Consider the following 22932-nt stretch of genomic DNA (forward strand, 5'->3'; position numbering starts at 1 on the left):
TTTATAGATTTCAAAGACTTACGTCATGAGTGAAGTGTCCCCGGCCGCCGCGGCCAACTATCCACTTACGCCGTCGGTGATGCGCGCACTGGAGATCACCAAGCGCGGCTGCGACGAGCTCCTTGTTGAATCCGAATGGTTGCAGAAGCTGGCCCGCAGCGAGGCCACCGGCGTGCCGCTGCGGATCAAGCTTGGCCTGGATCCGACCGCGCCCGACATCCATCTGGGCCACACCGTGGTCCTGAACAAGCTGCGCCAGCTCCAGGATCTGGGCCACCAGGTGATCTTTCTGATCGGCGATTTCACGTCGACGATCGGCGATCCCTCGGGCCGCAATTCCACCCGCCCGCCGCTGACCCGGGAGCAGATCGAGGCCAACGCCCAGACCTACTACCGCCAGGCCAGCCTGGTGCTCGATCCGGCACGTACCGAAATCCGCTACAACAGCGAGTGGTGCGACCCACTGGGCGCCCGCGGCATGATCCAGCTCGCGGCCAAGTACACCGTGGCCCGGATGATGGAGCGCGACGACTTCACCAAACGGTTCCGGTCTGGGATTCCGATTTCGGTCCATGAGTTCCTTTATCCGCTCATGCAGGGCTACGATTCCGTGGCGCTGAAGTCGGATCTGGAGCTGGGCGGCACCGACCAGAAGTTCAATCTGCTGGTGGGTCGCGAGCTGCAGAAGGAGTACGGCCAGGAATCGCAGTGCATCCTGACGATGCCGCTGCTGGTGGGGCTGGACGGCGTTGAGAAGATGTCGAAGTCCAAGAACAACTACATCGGCGTGACCGAGGCCCCGAACGACATGTTCGGCAAGCTGATGAGCATCTCGGACGAACTGATGTGGCAGTACTACACGCTGCTGTCGTCCCGCCCGATGAGCGAGATTGACCTGATGAAGAACGAAGTGGCGCTGGGCCGCAACCCGCGCGACTGCAAGGTGGCTCTGGCCCAGGAGATCGTCACGCGTTTCCACAGCCAGGCTGATGCCGAGAAGGCGCTCGAGGACTTCAATCATCGCGCCCGTGGCGGCGTGCCCGACGACATCCCGGCCGTGAGCCTCGAAGGCGCGCCGCTGGGCATCGCGCAACTGCTCAAGCAGGCCAATCTCGTGCCGTCGACCTCCGAGGCCAACCGCAATATCGAGCAGGGCGGCGTGAAGATCGATGGTGCCGTGGTCAGCGACAAGGCGACCAAGGTGGCCGCCGGCACGTACGTGGTGCAGGTGGGCAAGCGCCGCTTCGCGCGCGTGACGCTTTCCTGAGCCCGGGCCCTCGATGATCGCCCTGATCCAGCGCGTTTCGCAGGCGCGCGTGACTGTGGATGGTCGCACCACCGGCGAGATCGGCGCGGGCCTGCTGGCGCTGGTCTGTGCCGAGCGCGGCGACACCGAGGCGCAGGCCGAGCGATTGCTGGCCAAGCTGCTGTCATACCGTGTGTTTTCCGACGCGGAAGGGCGGATGAACCTGCCGGTGCAGAACATGGACGGCCAGGGCACCGCAGGCGGGCTACTCGTGGTGTCCCAGTTCACGCTGGCTGCCGATACCAACAGCGGCACCCGGCCGAGCTTCACCCCGGCCGCCGCGCCCGAGGACGGCCGCCGCCTTTACGATCATTTCGTGACCCGCGCCCGCGCCGCGCATCCGTCGGTGCAGACCGGCGAGTTCGGCGCGATGATGCAGGTCAGCCTGACCAACGATGGTCCCGTGACGTTCTGGCTGCGCGTGCCACCGGCAGCGAATGCCTGACGTCGCCCGAGATCGACACCCAAGGAGATCCCCATGAAACTCTGGAGCAAGGCCTTTGCCGACAATGCGCCGATTCCCGGCGAGTTTGCGTTTTGCGTGCCCGACGCGGCCAGTCATGTCGCGCTGTCGAGCAACCGCAACCCGGATCTGCATTGGGATGACGTGCCCGCCGCCACCCGTTCGTTCGTGCTGATCTGCCATGACCGCGATGTGCCGAGCAAGGGCGACGACGTCAACCAGGAAGGCCGCGAGGTTCCGGAATCGCTGCCGCGCGTGGACTTTTTCCACTGGGTGCTGATCGACGTTCCGCCCGGTCTACACACGATCTCGGCAGGCTCGCACAGCGACGGCGTGATCGCGCGAGGCAAGCCGGGCCCCGAGGCGCTGGTGGGTACCGCCACGGCTGGCGGCCTGCGCCACGGCCTGAACGACTACACGGGCTGGTTCGCCGGTGACGCGGATATGAAGGGCGACTACTTCGGCTATGACGGCCCGTGCCCTCCGTGGAACGATTCGATCATTCACCACTACGTATTCACCGTGTACGCGCTCGATATCGACCGCGTTCCGGTCGAAGGCAAGTTCACCGGTGCCGACGTGCGCCGCGCGATCCAGGGCCATGTCCTGGCCGAGGCCAGCCTGACCGGTACATACACCCTTAACCCGAGGCTCGTGAAGTAACCTCGTTCGCCCCGCCGGGCGTCAGACCCGGCCCGAACCGTCGCCCCCCGAGGAATCGGCAATGTCGCAAAGCACTGGCCCGCAATCGCTGGCCTACACCCACCTGATCGTGATTCGCCATGGCGAGACGGCCTGGAACCGCGAGCGGCGGCTGCAGGGCCAGCTCGACATCCCACTGAACGACACTGGCCGCGCCCAGGCGAGCGCGCTGGCCGAGGCGCTGGCCGGCGAGCCGATCGACGCGGTCTATTCGAGTGACCTGGGTCGTGCCATGCAGACGGCGGCGCCGCTGGCCGAGACGCTGGGTTTGCAGGTGCGGCCCGAGCGTCGACTGCGGGAGCGTTGCTATGGCGATCTGGAGGGGATGACCTACGCTGAAGTGGCGGAGAAGCGCCCTGAGGATTTCGCGCGCTGGCAGGCGCGCGTGCCCGACTACGCGCCGCCCGAGGGCGAATCGCTGCGCGAGTTCCACGACCGGGCGGTCGAGGTGGCGCTGTATCTGTCGCGGCGCCATCCTGGCGAGCGCATCGCGCTGGTGGCGCACGGCGGCGTGCTCGACTGCCTCTACCGCGAGGCGGCGGGCATGACCCTCGAAGCGCCGCGCGAGCACGAACTGCTCAATGCCAGCGTCAACCGCCTGCGTTGCGACACCGCCCACCTTACGCTGCTGCAATGGGCCGACGTCAGCCACCTAGAGGCGCTGGCGCTGGACGAAGTCGATCGACGCGTCCCCTGATCCTATCTACCTGATCCGATTCTCCGGACTACGCCCGGGCGTCCAGCCGCGAGCGTCGGTGCAATAAAAAACTCCCGGCCACGGCCGGGAGTTGTCCAATCGCAGAGGAGGAGAGACTCTGCGAATTACAGGTCCAGCTTGCTGATCTTGGACCCGTCCAGTGAAACGTCGAACATCAGGCCGGCATTGGTCTGGACGAAGCCGATCACCGGCTGCTGGCCCGTAACCGTATCCACCTTGCCGTTCGCGCCGACCTTGGCCAGTGCCACGCTGGCATCGACGCCAGCCGTCCAGCCCTTGGCCTGCAAGAACTTGTTGTAGGCTTCCGGCGTCATGAACATGATGATCACCGAGCGCGACTGGCCGCCAGCCGTGAGGCCGAACGACGCGGCGATCGTGCGGTAGTAACCCACATTCGCGCCCTTGCTGCGCAGCACGCCGTCGCCGTACTCGCCGCCGATCACCAGGCCACCGGCCAGCACGCGCGGGAACACCAGAATGCCCTGCGCCTTGTTGGCCAGTTCGCGCGAACCATCGACCGACGTGAACAGCCGGTTCAGCGCGCCCTCGGCGCCAGCATCGATTTCCTGACGCCGAGCAGCCGCGTCTTTCGAATCGCTGGAGCCCGTGGTCGTGCAACCTGCAGCCATGGCGGTAGCGACGAGCAGGCCGGAACCTGCCATACGGGTGACAAAGTTGCGTCGATTCATTGTTGTTCTCCTGATTGGGATGGCAGGTGGATTCTCCGGCTGAAAATCAGCCGGCATTCGGCGACTTGACGGTGATGGCCACCACTTCGCGCACAACAATCTTGGCCATTTGGCCCTGCTTAATGCTCGCCAGGTCGATATTCGGGTCCTGCACCTTCACGGTACGCAGGGTTTCACGCGGGCCGCGGAAGGTCACCATACGCTTTGCCACGTCTACCTTGGTGATCTGAGCGGTGATCGTGGTCGTGATTTCACGCATCACGCCAGGCTTGCCGCCCTCGGCGGCGTGGGAAACGCGTTCCACCTGCTCCAGCAGCGGAGTGTCCTTGCTGTCCACCGGCTGGAGCGCCGCCACCACCGCCGCGCCGCGCGTGAGCGTCACGATATCGCCCTTGCGCACGTTGCCGATGTTCTTGGCTTCATCGCCAGCCACGAGCTCGACCAGATTGCCGCGCGGTCCCTGGACGAGTACGGCCTTCGACTGCGGATCGACATCGACCACCTTGCCGCTGACCACGGCTTCCTCGGCCACGCCGATCGGCGCAGGTGTCTTTGCCTGCGGCTTTTGCGCGTGCGCCACGCCCGTCGCGCCGATCGCCAGGGCGGCCGCCGCGGCAAGTACGGAGATCAGGGAAGTTGGTTTGGCTCGCAAATTCATTTCTGATCCTTATGGCGCAAACGCGCACCTGTAATTAAAGGGGATGCAGCCATTGTGGACAAGCGGCCAGAGGCCAGCAATCCACTTCGAAAAAATTTGCGACGGGGTGCTAAAACGTTTAAATGGCGCGCCCGGCGGTCGCCGGGGCATCTGGAGGCGCAAAAAAAAGGCCGTGGAACGGCCTTGGGCGGGATGCGGAAAATCAGAGCCCTTCGGCGGGCTCGGCACCACCGTCGCGGGGCGATGCCAGCCCGAAATGGCGGTAGGCGGCGGCTGTCGCCATACGTCCTCGCGGCGTCCGCTGCAGGTAGCCCTGCTGGATCATGTAGGGCTCCAGCACGTCCTCGATCGTGTCGCGGGCTTCGCCGATCGCTGCGGCCAGATTGTCCACGCCGACCGGGCCACCGTCGAATTTATGCAACACGGCTTCCAGCAGCTTGCGGTCCATCAGGTCGAAGCCAACGCTATCCACGTCGAGCATCTCCAGTGCGGCGTCGGCCAGCTCTCTAGTGATTGTTCCGTCGCTTTTCACCTCGGCAAAGTCGCGCACGCGACGTAGCAGCCGGTTGGCGATCCGGGGCGTGCCACGCGCGCGGCGGGCAATTTCCAATGCGCCGGCCGGGTCGATGGCGGCATTCAGCAATTGTGCCGAGCGCGCGACGATGCGCGCGAGCTCGTCCGGGGTATAGAACTCGAGCCGCGCCACGATGCCGAAACGGTCGCGCAGCGGATTGGTCAGCATCCCGGCGCGCGTGGTGGCGCCCACCAGCGTGAAGGGTTGCAGGTCGAGCTTGACCGAGCGGGCCGCCGGGCCTTCGCCGATCATGATGTCGATCTGGTAGTCCTCCAGCGCCGGGTACAGGATTTCCTCGACCACCGGCGACAACCGGTGAATTTCGTCGATGAAGAGGACGTCGTGGGCTTCGAGATTGGTCAGCAGGGCGGCCAGATCGCCCGGGCGTTCGAGCACCGGCCCCGATGTCTGGCGCAGATTGACGCCCATCTCGCGCGCGATGATGTGGGCCAGCGTGGTCTTGCCCAGGCCGGGAGGCCCGAACAGCAGCACGTGGTCCAGTGCTTCGCGGCGCTTGCGGGCCGCGTGCATGAAGATGTCGAGCTGGCCGCGCACCTTCTCCTGGCCGACGTATTCGTCGAGCAGCTTGGGCCGTAGCGCCCGCTCGAACGCTTCTTCCTGCGTGGAAGCGGGCGTGGCCGAGATCACGCGGTCGGGCAGGCGGTCGGCGCCGGTCAGCTTGTCGGTTTCAATCATGGCAGTCAGAAGCAATTTGCCGCCATTCTACGCTGCGCCCCCGCCCCGAGCCGTTCGCGGTGCGTCCTTAGCCTTTCGACAGCGCCTTCAGCGCGAGCTTGATACCGTCGGACACGCCGGTGCCGGCCGGCACCTGCTTGATGGCCTGCGCGGCCTCCTTCTCCGAGTAGCCGAGCGCGAGCAGCGCGTTGAGGATGTCGATGGCGCTATCGGCCACCGGGGTGGCGCCGGGAGCATGGCCCAGATCCGCGCCAAGCTTGCCCTTGAGCTCCAGTAGCAGCCGCTCTGCTGTCTTTTTGCCGATGCCCGGGATCTTGGTCAGCCGGCCCGCTTCCTGCATCGTCACGGCCTGTGCCAGTTCCGGTACCGAAAGCCCAGACAGCACGGCCAGCGCCATGCGCGCGCCGACGCCGGTGATCTTGATCAGCTCCCGGAACGTATTGCGTTCGGTGGCCGTGGCAAAGCCGAAGAGCAGGTGCGCGTCCTCCCGCACGATCTGCTGGGTCAGCAGCGTTACGGGATGGCCGATCGCCGGCAGGTTGTAGAACGTGCTCATCGGCACATCGATCTCGTAGCCGACGCCATGGCAGTCGACCAGCAGATGCGGGGGATTCTTTTCAAGCAGGGTGCCGGCGATACGTCCGATCATGGTGGGTGCGATGAAGAAGCGAAATTGGCCGCAAGTGTAGCGCGGCCAGCGTGCTTAATGGCCGCCGTTGGCGGGAGGATCCACGGCGCGGCGACCCAGCGCCGGGTCGTCGGTGAAGACGCCGTCGACACCCGCGGCTGCGAAGGTCTCGATCTCGCTGATCATGCCAGCCGGATTGCGCGTGGCATCGTCACCGGGCGCGCGCAGCGATTTCGGCAGGAACGCATTCTCGGGCCGGAATGTGTAAGGATGCACTACCAGGCCCGCCGCGTGAGCGTTGGCGAGCAGCGCGGTCGGCGAGGCGAGATTGCCGTTGGCATCGCGCGGGATCACGCTGTTCTTCTCGGGGCCGATGCCGTTGGCGTAGGTGGCCACTTCGCGCAGGCCGATCGGCTTCATCATGTCGGCGTACGTGCGCGTATCACCTGCCAGACGCCAGTCCGCGGGACGGCTGCGCGGATTGCCGATAAGCTGGACGATCATCACGTTGGGCATCGAATTACCCAGCAATCGCTTGACGGTGCGCAGCGGCGTGGCTTCGAACGACTGCACATAGACCGGCACGGTCTTCGCGTAGGCGCTGCCCTGCAGCGCGGTTACGAGTCGCTCCTCCAGCGGCAGGCCGATACCGCGATAGTAAGTGGGATGCTTGAGTTCGGGATAGATCCCAACCGACCGTCCACGCTTCATGGCGGCCAGCTCGGCGAGCTTCAGGATTTCGTCGAATGTCGGGATCTCGAACTGGTCATTGAGCTTCGCATTGGCGGGACGCAGCTTCGGAATCCGCTCCCGGGCGCGCAGCGTCTTCAGTTCGGCCAGCGTGAAGTCCTCGGTAAACCAGCCGGTCAGCCGCTCGCCGTCGATGACCTTCACACGCTTGCGGTCTGCGAACTCCGGCACCTCGGCCACATTGGTGGTACCCGTGATGTCGTTCTCGTGCCGCGCCACCAGCACGCCATCCTTCGTTGCCACGAGATCGGGCTCGATGATGTCGGCGCCGTCGTCGATCGCCTTCTGATAGGACGCCAGCGTGTGTTCCGGCCGCAGCGCGCTGGCGCCGCGATGGCCGATGATCAGCACGGGCTTCCGCGCGGCGCTGGTGGGAACGGATGCCGTGGATGGCACCTCCGGCGCAGCCGTGGACGTGGGCGCACGAGGCGGCGCCGCGCAGCCGGCAATGAGGCCAGCGGTCAGCGCGGCAAGCGAGAATCGGGTGATGAACGGATGGTGCATCGGAGCATTCCTGACGGTGTCACGAACGACGATTGTAAGCGCCGGCCGTAGCGGTCATCCCTAGGCGTTGCTCTGAAAATGGCAATCGATCGGCGTCGGTCCGCCGGCGACGAATCAGCCGACCAGCCGGCCGCGCCGCACGCGCATTCCCTTGCGCGCCAGCTCAGGCGCCAGCCCGGCCAGCGTGCCGAGCGTGTCGCCGCCATTGGCATGGCAGATCGCCACGCCAAGCGCATCGGCCGCATCGGAGCTCGGACGGCCGGACAGCGACAGCAGCCGCATCACCATCTCCTGAACCTGCTCCTTGTTGGCCCGGCCGTATCCGACCACGGCCACCTTGAGCTGCAGCGCGGTATATTCGAACACCGGCAGCCCTTGCCCGACCAGCCCGCAGATCGCCGCGCCGCGTGCCTGGCCGAGCAGCAGGGTCGATTGAGGATTGACGTTGACGAAGACCTTTTCAATCGCCGCGCAGTCTGGCGCGTAGGTCCGCGCGACTTCGGAGATGCCGTCGTAAAGCGTCTTCAGGCGTTCGGGCAGGCTGGTCTCGCCATTGCTGCGGATCGTGCCCGACGCGACGTAGGCGAGCTTGTTGCCGTGCTTTTCGAGCACGCCAAAGCCAGTGGTTCGCAAACCGGGGTCAATGCCGAGAATACGCATGAAGCAAGGGCAGGGGGAGATGGGCGTAGTGTAGAGGATTACGCCGCAGGGGAGGGGTTGCGCGCCTCTCCCGTAGCGCGGGAGAGGCGCCGGGGCGAGGGCAGCGGTGTGCCCTCGCTACCGTTTTAGTGGCGGAAGTGGCGCGTGCCGGTCAGCACCATGGCGATGCCGCGCTCGTCGGCGGCGGCGATCACTTCATCGTCGCGCATCGAGCCGCCCGGCTGGATCACGCAAGTCGCGCCAGCGTCGACCACCACGTCCAGACCATCGCGGAACGGGAAGAACGCGTCCGATGCCACGGCCGAACCCGCCAGCGTGAGGCCGGCGTTCTGGGCCTTGATGCTGGCGATGCGTGCCGAGTCCACGCGGCTCATCTGGCCCGCGCCCACGCCCAGCGTCATGCCGTTGCCGCAGAACACGATGGCGTTCGACTTGACGAACTTGGCCACGCGCCAGGCGAACATCAGATCGTCCATTTCCTTCGGCGTCGGGTGACGGCGCGTCACCACGCGCAGTTCGGACGGCTGCACGTTGCGCGCATCCGGGCCCTGCACCAGCAGGCCGCCGCCCACGCGCTTCAGGTCGTACTGATTCACGCCCTTGCCCAGCGGGATCTCCAGCAGACGCACGTTCTGCTTGGCGGCGAACACGTTGCGCGCGGCCGCGCTGAACGACGGGGCGATCAGCACTTCCACGAACTGTTTGGCCACGGCTTGTGCGGCAGCTTCGTCCAGTTCGACGTTGAAGGCGATGATGCCGCCGAAGGCCGAGGTCGAGTCGGTCTTGAAGGCCTTGTCGTAGGCTTCCAGCGCGTTCGCGCCAACCGCCACACCGCACGGATTGGCGTGCTTGACGATCACGCATGCGGCGCTGTTGGCGGCGTCGAACGACTTGACGCATTCCCACGCGGCGTCGGCATCGGCGATGTTGTTGTAGGACAGTTCCTTGCCCTGCAACTGCACGTAGTTGGCCAGCGCGCCGTCGAAGGCCTTGAGGTCGCGGTAGAACGCGGCCGACTGGTGCGGGTTCTCGCCGTAGCGCATTTCCTGGACCTTCTCGAAGGCCAGGTTCAGCGTCTGCGGATAGGCGCTGCGGGCCTGGTGCGACTTGTCGGCGCCGAGGCTGGTCAGGTAGTTAGTGATCGCGCCGTCGTACTGGGCGGTGTGGGCGAACACCTTGGTAGCCAGGCGGAAGTTCGTGTCGTAGCCGACGCTGTTGCCATTGGCGCGCATCTCGCCGAGTACCACCGCGTAATCGGCCGGATCGACGATCACGGTCACGTCGCGGTGATTTTTGGCCGCCGAGCGCAGCATGGTCGGGCCGCCGATGTCGATGTTCTCGATGGCGTCCGGCAGCGTGCAGTCATCCTTGGCCACGGTCTGCTGGAACGGGTACAGGTTCACCACCAGCAGGTCGATCGTCGGAATGTTGTGCTCGGCCAGGGCTGCCATGTGTTCCGGCAGGTCGCGACGGGCCAGGATGCCGCCGTGAACCTTCGGGTGCAGCGTCTTCACGCGGCCGTCGAGCATCTCGGGGAAGCCCGTGTAATCGGCCACCTCCGTGACAGGCAGGCCGGCCTCGGCCAGCAACTTGGCGGTACCGCCGGTGGAAAGCAGCGTGACGCCAAGCGCATTGAGTTCGCGCGCGAAGTCGACGATGCCGGTTTTGTCTGAAACGGAGAGAAGAGCTTGCTTGATCATGGCTGTGGGGAACGCGTCAAATTCAAAGTAAACCGTGTTGCTGCAGCTTCTTGCGAAGGGTGTTGCGGTTGATGCCGAGATACGCGGCTGCCAGTGACTGGTTGCGCTCGGCGCGCGTCATCACGGCTTCCAGCAGGGGCCGCTCCACGGCCTCCAGCACCATGTTGTACATGTTGGACGGCACTTCGCCGTCCAGATCGCGAAAGTAGGTATCCAGGCTATCCCGGATGCATTGGTCGATGGCGTTGCGGCTCATGCGGCAAGCAATTCCCGTTTCTTGTTGTTGTCGAGCGCGTCGTCGTCCGCTGCGGCATTCTCGTCGACATAGACCAGGCGGTCGGAGATTGCAGCCTGTTCGTCGAAGAATGCGTTGACGGCCGCGAGTTGCGCGTCGGTGGATTCCAGTGTGTTCATGCGATGCCGGAACAGGTTCGCGCCCTTGAGGCCGCGCGTGTACCAGGCAATATGCTTGCGGGCGGTGCGCACTCCGGTGAACTCGCCGTAGAACGCGTAGTGGTCCGCAAGGTGATGGTTCATGATCGCGCGGATCTCGGCCACTTCTGGCGAGGGCAGCAGTTCGCCCGTCTTCAGGTAGTGCTCGATCTCGCGGAACAGCCAGGGGCGGCCCTGCGCGGCCCGGCCGATCATGATCGCGTCGGCGCCGGTCACTGCCAGCACATGTCGGGCCTTCTGCGGCGTGGTGATGTCGCCGTTGGCGACCACGGGGATGCGGATCGACGACTTGACGGCGGCGATCGTCTCGTACTCGGCTTCGCCATGATAGAGATCGGCGCGCGTGCGGCCGTGGATCGTCAGCATGCTGATGCCGGCGTCTTCCACCATGCGCGCCACGCGCAGCGCATTCTTGTGCTCGCGGTCCCAGCCGGTGCGGATCTTCAGCGTGACGGGCACGCGGTCACCCACGGCGGCCACCACGGCCTCGACGATGCGCACGACCAGCGGCTCGTTCTGCAGCAGCGCCGAACCGGCGGCCACGTTGCAGACCTTCTTGGCCGGGCAGCCCATGTTGATGTCGATGATCTGGGCGCCGCGGTCCACGTTGTAGCGGGCCGCCTCGGCCATCATCGACGGCTCCGCGCCTGCGATCTGCACCGAAATCGGTTCCACCTCGCCGGCATGGTTGGCGCGGCGCATGGTCTTTTCGCTTTTCCAGAGCTGGGCGTTCGACGCGACCATCTCGGACACCGCGTAGCCCGCGCCAAGCTGCTTGCAAAGCTGGCGGAAGGGCCGGTCGGTCACCCCGGCCATGGGGGCGACGAACAGGTTGTTGCGAAGTTGGTGCGGACCGATCTGCACGATGGAACGGTGTTGGGTGCGTTCAGGCGAAGCTGGCGATATGCAAAAACATGCCCCTGCCAAGCCTTGGGGCCGGCGCAAGTCGGGTCATGTGCGAGGGCGGGATTTTACCGCCAATCCGGTACGGTTGCTCAAGAAATGAGCAAATATCATGAAGACGGCCCCGCAAAGGGGCCGTCGGGGAGCCGCCTGGCAAATATCGACTAGCCGCGTGCGCCGTACATCATCTGCCGCGCCAGCGCGTGCTTGAGCGGCGCCACGCAGGCCAGTGCTGCGAGCGACGCGCCACGGGCGTGGGCCGCCATCGGGCCGCCCACGGCGAACACGCGCGGCAGCAGGTCGGTGATGCCGATTGTCATCGCGCGGTCGACCCGGTGCCGGCTCGCGAACGCCTCCAGTGCCTGTGGTGTGCAGCCGGCGCGCAGCGAATCGGCCAGCGCGAATGCATCGCGAAGGCCCAGGTTCAGCCCCTGTCCGGCCACCGGATGTAGCGTCTGCGCGGCATTCCCGACCGCGGCAACGCGCCCGTCGACCGTGACCGGCGCGGCATTGAGCCCGAGCGGGAACGCGTGGCGCTTGCCAACCAGCGTGAACCGGCCCATTCGCGTACCGAACGCCTGGCCCAGTTCATATGCGAACTCGTCCTCTGGGAGCGCGAGCCGGCGCATGGCCTGCTCGGGCGGGCAGCACCAGACCAGCGCGTAGCCCTGCACGCCATGTTCCTCGTGTGGCAGCAGCGCCAGCGGCCCTTCCTCGGTAAAACGTTCCCACGCCCAGCCGGGTTGTGGTTGCGTACACGTCACATGGCCGATGATCGCGGTCTGTTGATAGTCGCGTCGCCGCGCGGCCTCGGTGCCACGCGACAGCCGCTGGATTTGCTGGTGGAACAGTCCGCCTTCGGCCTGCACAGCGATGCGGGCCGCAAACGCTACCGGCAATCCTTCCTGCTCTGCGTGCGAGGTGCCGGTCAGCCGGACCAGGGCGGCGTCGCTCCGGTTGCTGCCGTCGCTGCGGTCGCCTTGATCGATGTTGTCGATACGCGTCTCGAAGGCGCGTTCAAGCCGGCCCGGAGCGGCGTCGGCGGCGCGGGCGAGCGCGCGTTCGAGGGTCTGGCAAAGGTCGCCGTACCTGACCACATAGCCCAGCGCGGGCACGCCGTAGTCGTCGCCATGGAGCTTCACATGACCGAAGCGGCCGCGCTGCGAGACATGGATATGCTCGATCGCCTGCGCCGGCACCGGCCATGCGCCGATCTGCTCGAGCAACTGGCGGCTGCCGTGCGACAAGGCAATGGCGCGCGGATCACGTGCGGCGCGCGCCGGCGTGGCCGCGTCGATCAGCGTGATGCGCCACGATGTGGTGCGTAGCAACTGCGCCGCCAGCGCCAAGCCGACCGGCCCGCCGCCGACAATGACGATGTCGCGCGGCTCAACCGCGAGTGCGTCAGTGCTGGTTGGCAGCGTCATGGCTGGTTTCCTCGTCCTTGCGCGCTTGGGCTTCGGCTTCGGATCGCTTCCACAGATTCGCGTCGGTGCGTGACTTGCCAGAGGTGGCGTCGCGCATCGCGTTATCGAGTTTCTGCTGATGGAAGCCGGGCAGCTCCTGCAGGCGCCGCACCAGCGCCTCGTGGTTGGCCGCGGTCATCGGCACCACGCAGCCTTGCTGACTTGCGGCGTCGCCGGCCAGGATCAGCCATGCGGTGCCTGCCCACGGCGCGCGGTCGGACACGCGCACCACGACTTTCTCCAGCGCGTCCCAGGCCAGCTCTTCGCGCTGGCCGTCGGGGCGGTGCACCACGACGCGGTCGTCATAAATATTGATCACGAATGGTTCGTTCGGATCGACTGCTCGCGTCGTGTGGGTCTTCGTGACGCCGGTTCCGAACAGTTTGCTCAACAATGCCTTCATCGCGACATGCCTCCGTTGTCGCGCATCAGTGCCTCGATCTCGTCGGCCTTCACAGGCACGCCGCGCGTGATCAATTCGCAATCTCCCGAAGTCACCACGGCGTCGTCCTCGATGCGGATGCCGATGTGCCAGTAGCGTTCGGGTACGTCTTCGGCCGGGCGCACGTAGATGCCCGGCTCGATGGTTACCACCATGCCCGCCTCGAGCGGACGCCATGGTCGCTCGCCCTCGTGGCCTGCCGGCAGCGGGCCGGGCACGCGGTATTCACCCACGTCGTGCACGTCCATGCCGAGCCAGTGGCCCGTGCGGTGCATGTAGAAGCGGCGATAGCTGCCGCTGGCCAGCACGTCGTCGAGCGTGCCTTCCTTGTTGCGGTCGAGCAGGCCGGTGTCCAGCATGCCTTGCGCCAGCACACGCACCGCCGCGTCGTGCGGGACGTTGTATGGCACGCCCGCGCGTGTCTCGGCGATGGCGGCGTCCTGCGCGGCCTGCACGAGGTCATAGAGCTCGCGCTGCGCCGGCGTGAATCGGCCGTTGACCGGGAACGTGCGCGTGATGTCCGACGCGTAGCCGTCGAGTTCGCAACCCGCGTCGATCAGGCACAGGTCGCCGTCGCGCAGTTCGGCCGGACCCGCCCGGTAGTGCAGCACGCAAGCGTTGGGGCCCGTGGCGACGATCGAGTTGTAGGCCACGCTCTGGGCGCCGTGGCGGCGGAATTCGTAGAGCAGTTCGGCTTCGAGGTGGTACTCGCGCAAGCCTTGGCGCGACGTGCGCATCGCACGAACATGCGCCTGGGCCGAGATCTCGGCGGCACGGCGCATCGTGACCAGTTCGCCCGCATCCTTGAACAGGCGCATCTCGTCGAGCAGTGTGCGGACGTCTAGCGCGGCCGACGGGGAGGACACCCCGGCGCGGCCCTGCATCCGTACCGCATCCAGCCAGCCACGCACGCGTGCGTCGAAGTCTGCGGTGGCGGCCAGCGGATAGGCCAGCGTGGCGCGGTTGGCCAGCATCGGCGGCAGCAGCTTGTCGATGTCTTCGACCGAGTGCGCCTCGTCGAAGCCGAACATCGCGCGCGCGCCTTCTGGCCCATAGCGGAAGCCATCCCAGATCTCGCGTTCTTCGTGCTTGGGCCGGCAGAACAGGATGCTGCTGTTGGTGTCGTCGCCCGGGCCGCCCGCCACCAGCACGAGCACTGCGTCTGGCTCGGTGAATCCGGTAAGGTAATAGAAATAGCTGTCGTGCCGGTACGGATAGTCGCTGTCGCGATTGCGCATGGCTTCCGGCGCGGTTGGCACGATGGCCACGCCGCCGCCGTTGGCGCGCAGATGTTTCAGCACACGGGCGCGGCGATCGCTGCACGCGCCGAGGAGGGCGGAGTCGGGTGCGGACATGGATGAAAGACGGTGAGGGGAATGCCCCGATTCTAAACCCGTCGGCGGGTAAAGCGGGCCGCGCGTGCGCACGATGCGGCGCAAAAGCGGGCGCGTACGGGGCTTTGGTAACGTTTGGGAGCGCGCCGCTATGCCCGCAGCGAGCGATCAAGCGCCGACAGTTGCGCAGGAGTGCCAACGTTTTCCCAGCGTCCGTCGAAGCGCTCGCCCGTGGCCAGGCTTGCCGCGATGGCTTCCCGATAGTAGGGCGACATCGCCACCTTCGCCCCGCGTTCGATTTCGCGGAACAGGCGGGTGTCGTACAGGCCGATATTGCCGAACGTCAGCGCGTGGCCGTCGGCGCTGGGCATCCGCAGCAGTCCGCCCGCATCCAGCACGAAATCGCCGCGCGGATGGAAGGGCGGATTCGGCACCATCACCAGATGCATGTGCGGGCGCGGGGCCGTGGCCATGGCGCGGGCGCGCGGCAACAGGGTGCGGTAGTCGAAGTCGCAGAAGATGTCGCCCGATACGGCCAGGAACACGTCGTCGGCGTCGGCCTTGCCGGTCAGCAGGGGCAGCGCGTGGGCGATGCCGCCGGCCGTTTCCAGTGCCGTGCCTTCGGCCGACCAATGGATGCGCGCGCCGAATTGCGAACCATCGCCCAGTGCCGACTCGAGCTGCTCGCCGAGCCAGGCGTGATTGATGACGATATCGGTGAGGCCGGCCCGCACCAGCGCCTCGACCTGCCACACGATCAGCGGCTTGCCTCCCACGGCCAGCAACGGCTTCGGGCAGGCATCTGTCAACGGTCGCATACGATCGCCGCGGCCGGCGGCGAAGATCATCGCTTTCAAATCAGAGCCTCCAGGGCAACCAGGGCGGCCATGCCTCCGGCGATGGTCCAGCCAACGCTGCGCGTGCGCGCGGCGATGACGATGGCCACCACGCCGGCGATCAGGCGTGCATTGTGCGGGCTGACGAACACGGCGCCGTCGCGCATTAGCAGGTCCGGCGCGATCAGGGCCGACAGCATGGCCGCCGGCACGAACTGCAGCGCCGTGCGAAACCATGCCGGAAGGCGCACGCGGCCCTCGACGGCGATGAATGACAGCCGGATCAGGAAAGTGGCCAGTCCCGCGCCGATGAATACCCACAGCAGGGTCATCTGGCTCATGCTGCGTGCTCCTTGCGATCGGTTTGGCCCGATGCGTCCGACGAGCGCCGCCCGGTACCGTCCCGGTCGCGCCCGCGCAGCAACATGCCTGCGGCAATGCCGCCCAGCGCCGCCACCATGATGCCGAGCTTGTGCGGCATGGCGAAGCACGCCACGGCCAGTACCGAGGCCACCAGCGCGGCGGCGGTCTGCGAGCGGTGCTTCAAATTCGGCACGATGATCCCGATGAAGGTCAGCGGCAGGAAGAAATCGAGCGGCCAGTCACGCGGCACCTGCGCGCCAACCAGCACACCGGCCAGCGTGGAGACCTGCCAGCTCGCCCAGAGCGAAAAGCCCGCGCCAAAGTAGAACCAGTGCCGGTAGCGCGCGCGCGGGCCAGTGTCTCCCAGACGGCGGGTCATGGCCGCGAACGCCTCGTCGGTCAGCAGATAGGCAATCAGCGCCTTCCAGCGGCGTGGCAGCGGTGCCAGGGATGCGGCAATCGTCGCGGAATAGAGCGCGTGTCGCAGATTGACCATCGCCACCGTGAACGCGACCACCAGCGCCGGCGTGCCGGCTGCCCAGAGTTGCGTCAGGATCATCTGCGATGCCCCGCCGAAGACGATCGCGCTCATCGCGCAGGCCAGCCAGGCCGGCATTCCGGCATTGACTGCCAGCACGCCGTAAATCAGGCCGAACGGCATCACGCCGAGCAGCATCGGCGCCAGCGCGCGGGCGCCGGCCCACCATTCGCCGCTGCGGGTGATAGCCTCGGCGGCCTCGGGGGTGTCAGGGGTGTCGGATGGGACCTCCACGTTGCACCCGCCTAGAACGTGAAGCCGGTGGGCCGCTCGGTGCCTTCGATCGCATCGAGCAGGCGCACGAGCTTGCGCATCTCGCTATACCGGCCTGCCACGTTGCGGGTGTATCGGAGCACGAGCGGCAGGTTGGCCAGATAGCCGTCCTTGCCGTCACGGTGATACAGACGCGCGAAGATACCAAGCACCTTGAGGTGGCGTTGCAGGCCCATCCATTCAAAGTCGCGGTAGAACTCGCCGAAATCGGCCGCCACGGGCAGCCCGGTCTTGCGGGCGCGTTCCCAGTAGCGGATCAGCCAGTCGAGCTGTTGCTCTTCTTCCCATTCGATATAGGCGTCGCGCCAGAGCGACACGGCGTCGTAGGTGATCGGGCCGATCACCGCATCCTGGAAGTCCAGGACACCGGGGTTGCTGGCTTCGGGCAGCACCATCAGGTTGCGCGAATGGTAGTCGCGATGCACGTAGACCTGCGGCTGCGCCAGGTTGTTGGCCATGATGGTCTCGAACACCTCACGCAGGTCGGCCTGCTGACGGTCGTCGAGCGTCACGCCGAGGTGCTTGGCGATGTACCACTGCGGGAACAGGTCCAGTTCGCGCTGCAGCAGCGCGCGGTCGTACGCCGGCAGTTCGCCCGGGCGGGTGGCGGCCTGGATCTTGACCAGCGCGGCGGCCGCATCGGTATAGAGATTGTGCGCCGAGGTGTCGTCCAGGCGCGACAGGTACGTCTGGCTGCCCAGATCGGCCAGCAGCAGGAAACCCTGCTCGAGATCCTGGGCCAGCACCGTCGGCACCGTCACGCCGGCATCGCCGAACAGCTTTGCCACATGGATGAACGGTCGGCAATCCTCGTGCGAGGGTGGCGCGTCCATCACGATCGCGGTGGGGTGCGCAGGGTGGCCGGTCCGCACGCGGAAGTAGCGGCGAAAGCTTGCGTCGGCCGACGCGGGGGCGCAGGAATCCGGGTCGATCGACCATGCCGCACCGAGTCTGGCTACCCACGTTTTGAGTTGTTCGATGCGCGGGTCTTGGCCCGTGGCGTGAAGAAGTGCAGACATGCCTGAAAGGGAGAATACGATGCCCCGTATAATACCCGACCAGACCCGGGCGCCGGGTGGCCTCCGGGAGGGGCCTTTGTCGCCCCGCAGCCCGCTCTGGCAATGGGTTGGCGTCGAAGCAGGGGCAAATTTTGCAGCCCCTTCGAAGCGCCGGCCCGCCGAGCTGACCGACCACCGTTTGCATGACCGAACAACGACGATCACCGCATCATCCGGCCACCCGACCGCCAGCGCCCCCGGGCACGTCCCGGCGCGTCCGCCTGCCCGCCAGCGCGCTGCGGCCGCTCGTGCTCGCCATGGCCGGGCTGACGGTGAGCGCCCATGCGCAGTACGGCGCGACGTCCGCCATTCCGAACATCGACCTCGTCGAGCCAGTGGTCACGCAGACCCCGGAGGCACCGCCGCCGCCGGCTGAAGGCGGCGATCTCGTTCCGCGCCTGACCGAGCCCGCCATGCGGACCGCTCCCAGCGGCAACACGCTCAACCTATCGCCGTCATCTACGCCCTCGAATCCGAACGCCCCAGCCTACGCGTCCGGCGACCGCGTAACGGGCTACAGCGAGAAGGGCGTGGAGATGGAAGGGCACGCCGAACTGCGCCGCGACGGTGGTGTGATCAAGGGCGACAAGGTCACCTACGACCAGGACACCGACGAAGCACATGCCACTGGCAACGTGCGACTTTCGAAGAGCGGCACGCTGGCCGTAGGCCCGGAAGCGCGGATGCGCGTGCAGGCCAATGAAGGCTACATGCTGTCCCCGGACTACTACTTCCAGCAGACCGGCGGCTCCGGCAGCGCCGAGCGCGTAGATTTCCTGGATCCGGACCGCAGCACGCTGAAGAAGGCGACCTACACGACCTGTTCGCCCGATAACGCGGACTGGTACTTCAGCGCCAGAAAGCTCGATCTGGATAGCGATCGTCAGGTGGGCACGGCCTATGGCGGTGTGCTCAATTTCTTTGGCGTGCCGATCGCGGGCGCGCCGGCGTTCAGCTTTCCGCTCAATAGCGAGCGTCGTAGCGGCGTGCTGCCGCCGTTGTTCGGATACGGCTCGAACTCCGGGTTCGATCTCACTGTTCCGTACTATTTCAACCTGGCACCGAACCGTGATCTGACGCTCTACCCGCGAATTCTGTCGTCCCGCGGCGTGCAGCTTGGCGAGGATTTCCGGTACATGGGGGACGGCTACAGCGGCCGCATCCGCGGCGAGTTCCTGCCCGACGACAAGAAGGCGGGCCGCAATCGCTGGGCCTACTCGATCCAGCATTATCAGACCGTCATCCCCGGCATGACGGCGTACGTGAACGTCAGCAAGGTTTCGGATGACAAGTATCCCGACGACCTGACGCGTTCCGTATCGCAGTCGACCCTGCGTCAGTACACGCAGGAAGGCGGCGTGATTTATGCGTGGCAGGACTGGGTGTTCATGGCACGGGTGCAGAAGTTCCAGACGTTGTTGCCCAGCGAGCCGTCCTACGAGCGCGAGCCGCAGTTGAACGCGAAGTACAACCGCTATGACTTCCACGGCTTCGATATTTCGCTCGAGACGGACTACACGCGATTCCGTATCCCGCTGACCAGTACCGGCATCCAGCAGCCCGAAGGCAATCGCGCATTCATCCAGCCGACAATCAGCTACCCGATCATCCGCCCGGGCTGGTACGTGACGCCGAAGTTCATCTTCAACGCGGCGCAGTACAACATGGATACCGGCACCAACACGGTTGGCGCGTCGAATACGCTCAATCGCACTATTCCGACCGTAAGCCTGGATTCGGGCATGACGTTCGAGCGTGACGCGCCGGGCGTCAGCAAGCTGTTTGGCGTGAAGTACACGCAGACACTCGAGCCGCGCCTGTTCTACGTCTATACGCCGTTCTACGACCAGAGTCAGTTCCCGCTGTTCGATACGGTGCAGTCGGACTTTGGCTACGGTCAGATCTTTACCGAGAACCCGTTTACCGGTAACGACCGCATCGCTGACAATAACAAGCTGACCCTGGGCCTGACCACGCGCCTGATCGAATCTGAGACTGGTGTCGAGCGTTTCCGTGGCACGATTGCGCAGCGTGTCGACTTTACGGGCCAGCGTGTGCAGCTCAATGGCACGCTGCCGGATGCCAAGCCGAGCTACTCAGACCTGCTGGCAGCCACCACGATCCAGCTGTTCCGCGGCTACTATCTTGATGCCGGCATCCAGTGGAATCCGGACCAGGACAAGGTCAACTACTCGAACGTGGCATTCGCGTACCGGCCGGAATCGCGCAAGCTCATCAATTTCGGCTATCGCTACCGTCGCCCGACCTCGGTGACGGACAATACCGCGATCGACCAGATCGAAGTGTCGGGGCAGTGGCCGATCACGCAACGCACTTACGGTATTGGCCGCGTGGCATTCGACAAGTCGGCCAACCAGCTCGTGGATGCGCTGGCCGGTTTCGAGTACGCCGCCGACTGCTGGGTCGGCCGGTTCGTGTACCAGCGTTTCCGCAATACCTCGAACGGTTACACCGGGCGGGTTTTCTTCCAGGTGGAGTTCCGTGGGCTGTCGAAGATCGGCTCCAACCCGCTGGACATGTTGCGCCTGAACGTGCCGGGCTACGAGCCCGTGACGGCACGGCCGGTGCCGACAACCCCGTACGATCACTATGAATGACGGACCAAGATGAAACGTCAAGCCTTCTCCCTGTTGTCCCGCCTGAACCCCTGGCAGCACCTGCTGCTGTCGGCCGTGCTCGTGACGCTGGCCGCGCCGGCAGCTGCGCAACTGCGCGCGCCCGGCACGCGTACGCAGGGCATCTTCACGCAGCAGGGCAGCCAATCGGCCAGCCAGGGCAGCGGCAGCACCGTGGCGCCGAGCCAGCCGATAATGGGCGTGCCGCAGCCTTCGTCCCAGCCGCGCTCGCAGTTGGTGGACGAGGTGGTGGCCGTCGTCAACAACAGCGTGATCACGCGCCGGGAACTGCTTGACCGCGCTGACGAGATCGAAAACCAGCTTCGCGCCGCCAAGCGCGAGGTGCCGCCGCGGCCCGACTTGCTCGGCGAAGTGCTGGAACGCCTCGTGATGGAGCGCGTGCAGACGCAGGCCGCGCAGGAAGCCGGGATCAAGGTGACCGATCAGGAAGTAGATCGGGCGATCGAATCGGTGGCGCAACAGAACAAGATGTCTGCGACGGAGCTGCGCAGCCGCGTGGAAGCCAGCGGCATGTCGTGGACCAAGTACCGCGACGAACTGCGCAAGCAGGTCCAGGTGATCCGCCTGCGCGAACGCGAGGTGGACTCGAAGGTGCAGGTCTACGACGGCGAGATCGACAACTATCTGGCCGCGCGTAACGGTGGCCAGGCGGCCGCCTCGGGCCCGACTGAGTTCAATGTGGCGCAGATCCTCGTGCGCGTGCCCGAAGATGCGTCCGATGCACAGAAGGCCCAGCTCAAGACGAAGGCGGAAGGCCTGCTGAAGCAGGCGCAAGGCGGGGCGGACTTTGCCGAACTGGCCAAGGCCAACTCCGAGGCGCCGGAAGCCTCGCAAGGCGGCTCGCTGGGTTTCCGCGAGATTGGCCGGTTGCCTGCCGTGTTTGCCAATGCCGTGGTCGACCTGCAGCCGGGCGCGGTGGTGCCCGAGGTTCTGGAATCGGCCAACGGTTTCCACGTGATCAAGCTCGTGTCCAAGCGCACGGCCGCCGCGCAGCCGGCGGCGAGCGACCGCATCGCGCAGACGCAGGTGCGCCATATCCTGATCCGCACCGGCCCGAACATGCCCGAGGCCGAAGCGAAGCGTCAGATGGCGACGATTCGCGACCGGATCACGCACGGTGTCGATTTCGCCGATGCCGCCCGTCGCTACTCGCAGGACGGCTCGGCGTCGCAAGGCGGTGAACTCGGCTGGGTGTCGCCGGGCGAACTGGTGCCCGAGTTCGAGCAGGCCATGAACCGCCTGCGCCCGGGCGAAATCTCCGACCCGGTCGTCACGCAGTTCGGTGTGCACCTGATCCAGGTGGAAAACCGCCGCGAGACCGAAGTGTCGCCCGAGAAGCAGCGTGACTTCGCACGAGCCGAAGTTCGCGAGCAGAAGCTGCGCGCCGCCTATGATGACTGGGTGCGCCAGCTCCGCAGCGCGGCGTATGTCGAATACCGGATCAACCGCCAGCGCTGATGCGCTGGCCCGAACAATGCCCGACCCCGCGCCACTCGACCTAGCAATCACGACCGGAGAACCGGCCGGCATCGGCCCCGACATCACGATCGGTGCCCTGCTGCAGTTCGCCGCCAATCACGGCGCCAACGGCGGCAACGTCGGCCATGGGGGGACGGTCCGCTTCCATGTGATCGGAGATGCGCGTCTGCTCGATCAGCGTGCCGAGGCGCTCGGCGTGGCCCATGCGTGGGCACGTCGGATTGCCGATGGCGACGTGATCGTGGAAGACATCGCGCTGGGCGTGCACTGCGAGCCGGGGCGGCTCGATGCCCGCAATGGCCACTACGTGCTGGCGCTGCTGGATGCCGCCGTCGATGGTCTGCGGACGGGCCGCTATGCGGCCATGATTACCGCGCCGGTGCAGAAGAGCACGATCAATGATGCTGGCGTGCCGTTTTCCGGGCATACCGAATATCTGGCCGAATGCGCTGGCGTGCCGCGTGTGGTAATGATGCTGGCCGGCCCGCAGCCGGCGCATGACAACGCCATGCTGCGCGTGGCGCTGGCCACCACGCATCTGCCGCTGCGCGTGGTGCCTGATGCGCTGAACGTTCCGATGCTGGTCGAGACGCTGACGATTGTCGATGCCGACCTGCGCCGGAATTTCGGCATCGCGCGCCCACGCATCCTGGTAACCGGGCTGAACCCGCACGCGGGGGAGTCCGGTCATATGGGGCGCGAGGAAATCGACGTGATTTCTCCCGCGCTCGAGCAGGCCCGCGATGCCGATATCGACGCGCGCGGCCCGTATCCCGCCGACACGCTGTTCCAGCCGCGCCATCTGCGTGATGCCGACTGCGTGCTGGCGATGTACCATGACCAGGGCCTGGCGCCCCTCAAGTACGGTACCTTTGGTCACGGCGTGAATATCACGCTGGGGCTGCCCTTCATCCGCACATCGGTGGACCATGGCACCGCGCTCGACCTGGCCGGCACTGGCCGCGCCGAGCACGGCAGCATGATCGAAGCCATCCGCTGTGCCATTACCATGGCCGGACATGCCAGCGGGCGCCACAGCAATGGGCGCGCGGACAATGGCATCGCCAACGGCCAGCACTGAC

General features: G+C 66.0%; 23 protein-coding genes. 7 read left to right on the forward strand and 16 right to left on the reverse strand.

All coding sequences use genetic code 11. From position 1 onward, the window contains the following. Positions 1-25: 25 nt before the first annotated feature. From tyrS to B2246_RS27735, 4 genes are all read left to right on the forward strand, one after another. On the forward strand, positions 26-1267 hold the full coding sequence (gene tyrS, locus B2246_RS27720) for a tyrosine--tRNA ligase (RefSeq protein ID WP_008646015.1): 1242 nt from the start codon (positions 26-28) through the stop codon (positions 1265-1267). Positions 1268-1280: 13 nt separating this feature from the next. Further along, the gene (dtd, locus tag B2246_RS27725) at positions 1281-1751 is read left to right on the forward strand and encodes a D-aminoacyl-tRNA deacylase (protein ID WP_008646017.1); all 471 of its coding nucleotides are present in this window, start codon (positions 1281-1283) and stop codon (positions 1749-1751) included. A 33-nt stretch (positions 1752-1784) separates the two neighbouring features. Next, on the forward strand, positions 1785-2432 hold the full coding sequence (locus B2246_RS27730) for a YbhB/YbcL family Raf kinase inhibitor-like protein (RefSeq protein WP_008646018.1): 648 nt from the start codon (positions 1785-1787) through the stop codon (positions 2430-2432). A 61-nt stretch (positions 2433-2493) separates the two neighbouring features. After that, the gene (locus B2246_RS27735) at positions 2494-3168 is read left to right on the forward strand and encodes a histidine phosphatase family protein (protein ID WP_008646019.1); all 675 of its coding nucleotides are present in this window, start codon (positions 2494-2496) and stop codon (positions 3166-3168) included. A 125-nt stretch (positions 3169-3293) separates the two neighbouring features. On the opposite strand, the gene B2246_RS27740 is transcribed toward B2246_RS27735, so the two are convergent. From B2246_RS27740 to B2246_RS27815, 16 genes are all read right to left on the reverse strand, one after another. Further along, positions 3294-3878, reverse strand: coding sequence for a BPSL1445 family SYLF domain-containing lipoprotein (locus B2246_RS27740; RefSeq protein ID WP_008646020.1), 585 nt, complete (start codon positions 3876-3878; stop codon positions 3294-3296). Positions 3879-3924: 46 nt separating this feature from the next. Next, on the reverse strand, positions 3925-4536 hold the full coding sequence (locus tag B2246_RS27745; RefSeq protein ID WP_008646021.1) for a hypothetical protein: 612 nt from the start codon (positions 4534-4536) through the stop codon (positions 3925-3927). 202 nt (positions 4537-4738) lie between these two features. Then, positions 4739-5806 (reverse strand): Holliday junction branch migration DNA helicase RuvB, encoded by a 1068-nt coding sequence (gene ruvB / locus B2246_RS27750; RefSeq protein WP_008646022.1) that lies wholly within the window; start codon positions 5804-5806, stop codon positions 4739-4741. A 67-nt stretch (positions 5807-5873) separates the two neighbouring features. Further along, entirely contained in the window at positions 5874-6455 is a 582-nt protein-coding gene (gene ruvA, locus B2246_RS27755) for a Holliday junction branch migration protein RuvA (RefSeq protein ID WP_008646023.1), read from the reverse strand. A gap of 54 nt (positions 6456-6509) precedes the next feature. Then, entirely contained in the window at positions 6510-7688 is a 1179-nt protein-coding gene (locus B2246_RS27760; protein WP_286882480.1) for a glycerophosphodiester phosphodiesterase, read from the reverse strand. A gap of 114 nt (positions 7689-7802) precedes the next feature. Then, positions 7803-8348, reverse strand: coding sequence for a crossover junction endodeoxyribonuclease RuvC (gene ruvC / locus B2246_RS27765; protein ID WP_008646027.1), 546 nt, complete (start codon positions 8346-8348; stop codon positions 7803-7805). 125 nt (positions 8349-8473) lie between these two features. After that, positions 8474-10048, reverse strand: coding sequence for a bifunctional phosphoribosylaminoimidazolecarboxamide formyltransferase/IMP cyclohydrolase (gene purH / locus B2246_RS27770; protein WP_008646028.1), 1575 nt, complete (start codon positions 10046-10048; stop codon positions 8474-8476). Positions 10049-10070: 22 nt separating this feature from the next. Then, positions 10071-10304 (reverse strand): Fis family transcriptional regulator, encoded by a 234-nt coding sequence (locus tag B2246_RS27775; protein WP_008646031.1) that lies wholly within the window; start codon positions 10302-10304, stop codon positions 10071-10073. After that, the gene (gene dusB, locus B2246_RS27780) at positions 10301-11365 is read right to left on the reverse strand and encodes a tRNA dihydrouridine synthase DusB (RefSeq protein ID WP_008646033.1); all 1065 of its coding nucleotides are present in this window, start codon (positions 11363-11365) and stop codon (positions 10301-10303) included. The genes B2246_RS27775 and dusB overlap by 4 nt, the downstream gene beginning before the upstream one ends. 203 nt (positions 11366-11568) lie before the next feature. Further along, positions 11569-12831, reverse strand: a complete 1263-nt coding sequence (locus tag B2246_RS27785; RefSeq protein ID WP_286882479.1) for a UbiH/UbiF/VisC/COQ6 family ubiquinone biosynthesis hydroxylase — start codon at positions 12829-12831, stop codon at positions 11569-11571. After that, positions 12809-13273 (reverse strand): hypothetical protein, encoded by a 465-nt coding sequence (locus B2246_RS27790; protein WP_008648702.1) that lies wholly within the window; start codon positions 13271-13273, stop codon positions 12809-12811. Before B2246_RS27790 ends, B2246_RS27785 begins: the two co-directional genes overlap by 23 nt. After that, a complete protein-coding gene (locus B2246_RS27795) occupies positions 13270-14667 on the reverse strand; it encodes an aminopeptidase P N-terminal domain-containing protein (protein ID WP_008648703.1) in 1398 nt (465 codons plus the stop codon). The genes B2246_RS27790 and B2246_RS27795 overlap by 4 nt, the downstream gene beginning before the upstream one ends. A gap of 128 nt (positions 14668-14795) precedes the next feature. After that, on the reverse strand, positions 14796-15503 hold the full coding sequence (gene murU, locus B2246_RS27800; protein WP_286882478.1) for an N-acetylmuramate alpha-1-phosphate uridylyltransferase MurU: 708 nt from the start codon (positions 15501-15503) through the stop codon (positions 14796-14798). Next, a complete protein-coding gene (locus B2246_RS27805) occupies positions 15500-15823 on the reverse strand; it encodes an AzlD domain-containing protein (RefSeq protein ID WP_286882477.1) in 324 nt (107 codons plus the stop codon). The genes murU and B2246_RS27805 overlap by 4 nt, the downstream gene beginning before the upstream one ends. Next, the gene (locus B2246_RS27810) at positions 15820-16617 is read right to left on the reverse strand and encodes an AzlC family ABC transporter permease (RefSeq protein WP_008648709.1); all 798 of its coding nucleotides are present in this window, start codon (positions 16615-16617) and stop codon (positions 15820-15822) included. Before B2246_RS27810 ends, B2246_RS27805 begins: the two co-directional genes overlap by 4 nt. Positions 16618-16628: 11 nt before the next feature. Further along, positions 16629-17675: an aminoglycoside phosphotransferase family protein gene (locus B2246_RS27815; RefSeq protein ID WP_008648711.1), complete on the reverse strand. Its 1047-nt coding sequence runs from the start codon at positions 17673-17675 to the stop codon at positions 16629-16631. A gap of 182 nt (positions 17676-17857) precedes the next feature. Here B2246_RS27815 and B2246_RS27820 point away from each other — a divergent pair, with 182 nt between their 5' ends. From B2246_RS27820 to pdxA, 3 genes are read left to right on the forward strand one after another with little or no spacing between them, the layout of a single operon-like run. Further along, positions 17858-20332 carry an LPS-assembly protein LptD gene (locus B2246_RS27820; protein ID WP_035881383.1) on the forward strand — a complete coding sequence of 825 codons (2475 nt, stop codon included), beginning with the start codon at positions 17858-17860 and terminating at the stop codon, positions 20330-20332. Between the two features lie 9 nt (positions 20333-20341). After that, the gene (locus tag B2246_RS27825; RefSeq protein WP_035881384.1) at positions 20342-21829 is read left to right on the forward strand and encodes a peptidylprolyl isomerase; all 1488 of its coding nucleotides are present in this window, start codon (positions 20342-20344) and stop codon (positions 21827-21829) included. Between the two features lie 16 nt (positions 21830-21845). Further along, positions 21846-22931: a 4-hydroxythreonine-4-phosphate dehydrogenase PdxA gene (gene pdxA / locus B2246_RS27830; RefSeq protein WP_286882513.1), complete on the forward strand. Its 1086-nt coding sequence runs from the start codon at positions 21846-21848 to the stop codon at positions 22929-22931. Position 22932 lies beyond the last annotated feature (1 nt).

It is taken from the genome of Cupriavidus sp. UBA2010 (genome assembly GCF_002335265.1).
In the GTDB taxonomy this organism is placed as follows: Bacteria; Pseudomonadota; Gammaproteobacteria; order Burkholderiales; family Burkholderiaceae; genus Cupriavidus; species Cupriavidus metallidurans.

What these genes read in the sequence shown, in the direction of transcription:
- tyrS (WP_008646015.1), top strand. Translation starts at nt 26, where the DNA reads ATGAGTGAAGTGTCCCCGGCCGCCGCGGCCAACTATCCACTTACGCCG.
- dtd (WP_008646017.1), top strand. Translation starts at nt 1,281, where the DNA reads ATGATCGCCCTGATCCAGCGCGTTTCGCAGGCGCGCGTGACTGTGGAT.
- B2246_RS27730 (WP_008646018.1), top strand. Translation starts at nt 1,785, where the DNA reads ATGAAACTCTGGAGCAAGGCCTTTGCCGACAATGCGCCGATTCCCGGC.
- B2246_RS27735 (WP_008646019.1), top strand. Translation starts at nt 2,494, where the DNA reads ATGTCGCAAAGCACTGGCCCGCAATCGCTGGCCTACACCCACCTGATC.
- B2246_RS27740 (WP_008646020.1), bottom strand. Translation starts at nt 3,878, where the DNA reads ATGAATCGACGCAACTTTGTCACCCGTATGGCAGGTTCCGGCCTGCTC.
- B2246_RS27745 (WP_008646021.1), bottom strand. Translation starts at nt 4,536, where the DNA reads ATGAATTTGCGAGCCAAACCAACTTCCCTGATCTCCGTACTTGCCGCG.
- ruvB (WP_008646022.1), bottom strand. Translation starts at nt 5,806, where the DNA reads ATGATTGAAACCGACAAGCTGACCGGCGCCGACCGCCTGCCCGACCGC.
- ruvA (WP_008646023.1), bottom strand. Translation starts at nt 6,455, where the DNA reads ATGATCGGACGTATCGCCGGCACCCTGCTTGAAAAGAATCCCCCGCAT.
- B2246_RS27760 (WP_286882480.1), bottom strand. Translation starts at nt 7,688, where the DNA reads ATGCACCATCCGTTCATCACCCGATTCTCGCTTGCCGCGCTGACCGCT.
- ruvC (WP_008646027.1), bottom strand. Translation starts at nt 8,348, where the DNA reads ATGCGTATTCTCGGCATTGACCCCGGTTTGCGAACCACTGGCTTTGGC.
- purH (WP_008646028.1), bottom strand. Translation starts at nt 10,048, where the DNA reads ATGATCAAGCAAGCTCTTCTCTCCGTTTCAGACAAAACCGGCATCGTC.
- B2246_RS27775 (WP_008646031.1), bottom strand. Translation starts at nt 10,304, where the DNA reads ATGAGCCGCAACGCCATCGACCAATGCATCCGGGATAGCCTGGATACC.
- B2246_RS27785 (WP_286882479.1), bottom strand. Translation starts at nt 12,831, where the DNA reads ATGACGCTGCCAACCAGCACTGACGCACTCGCGGTTGAGCCGCGCGAC.
- B2246_RS27790 (WP_008648702.1), bottom strand. Translation starts at nt 13,273, where the DNA reads ATGAAGGCATTGTTGAGCAAACTGTTCGGAACCGGCGTCACGAAGACC.
- B2246_RS27795 (WP_008648703.1), bottom strand. Translation starts at nt 14,667, where the DNA reads ATGTCCGCACCCGACTCCGCCCTCCTCGGCGCGTGCAGCGATCGCCGC.
- B2246_RS27805 (WP_286882477.1), bottom strand. Translation starts at nt 15,823, where the DNA reads ATGAGCCAGATGACCCTGCTGTGGGTATTCATCGGCGCGGGACTGGCC.
- B2246_RS27815 (WP_008648711.1), bottom strand. Translation starts at nt 17,675, where the DNA reads ATGTCTGCACTTCTTCACGCCACGGGCCAAGACCCGCGCATCGAACAA.
- B2246_RS27820 (WP_035881383.1), top strand. Translation starts at nt 17,858, where the DNA reads ATGACCGAACAACGACGATCACCGCATCATCCGGCCACCCGACCGCCA.
- B2246_RS27825 (WP_035881384.1), top strand. Translation starts at nt 20,342, where the DNA reads ATGAAACGTCAAGCCTTCTCCCTGTTGTCCCGCCTGAACCCCTGGCAG.
- pdxA (WP_286882513.1), top strand. Translation starts at nt 21,846, where the DNA reads ATGCCCGACCCCGCGCCACTCGACCTAGCAATCACGACCGGAGAACCG.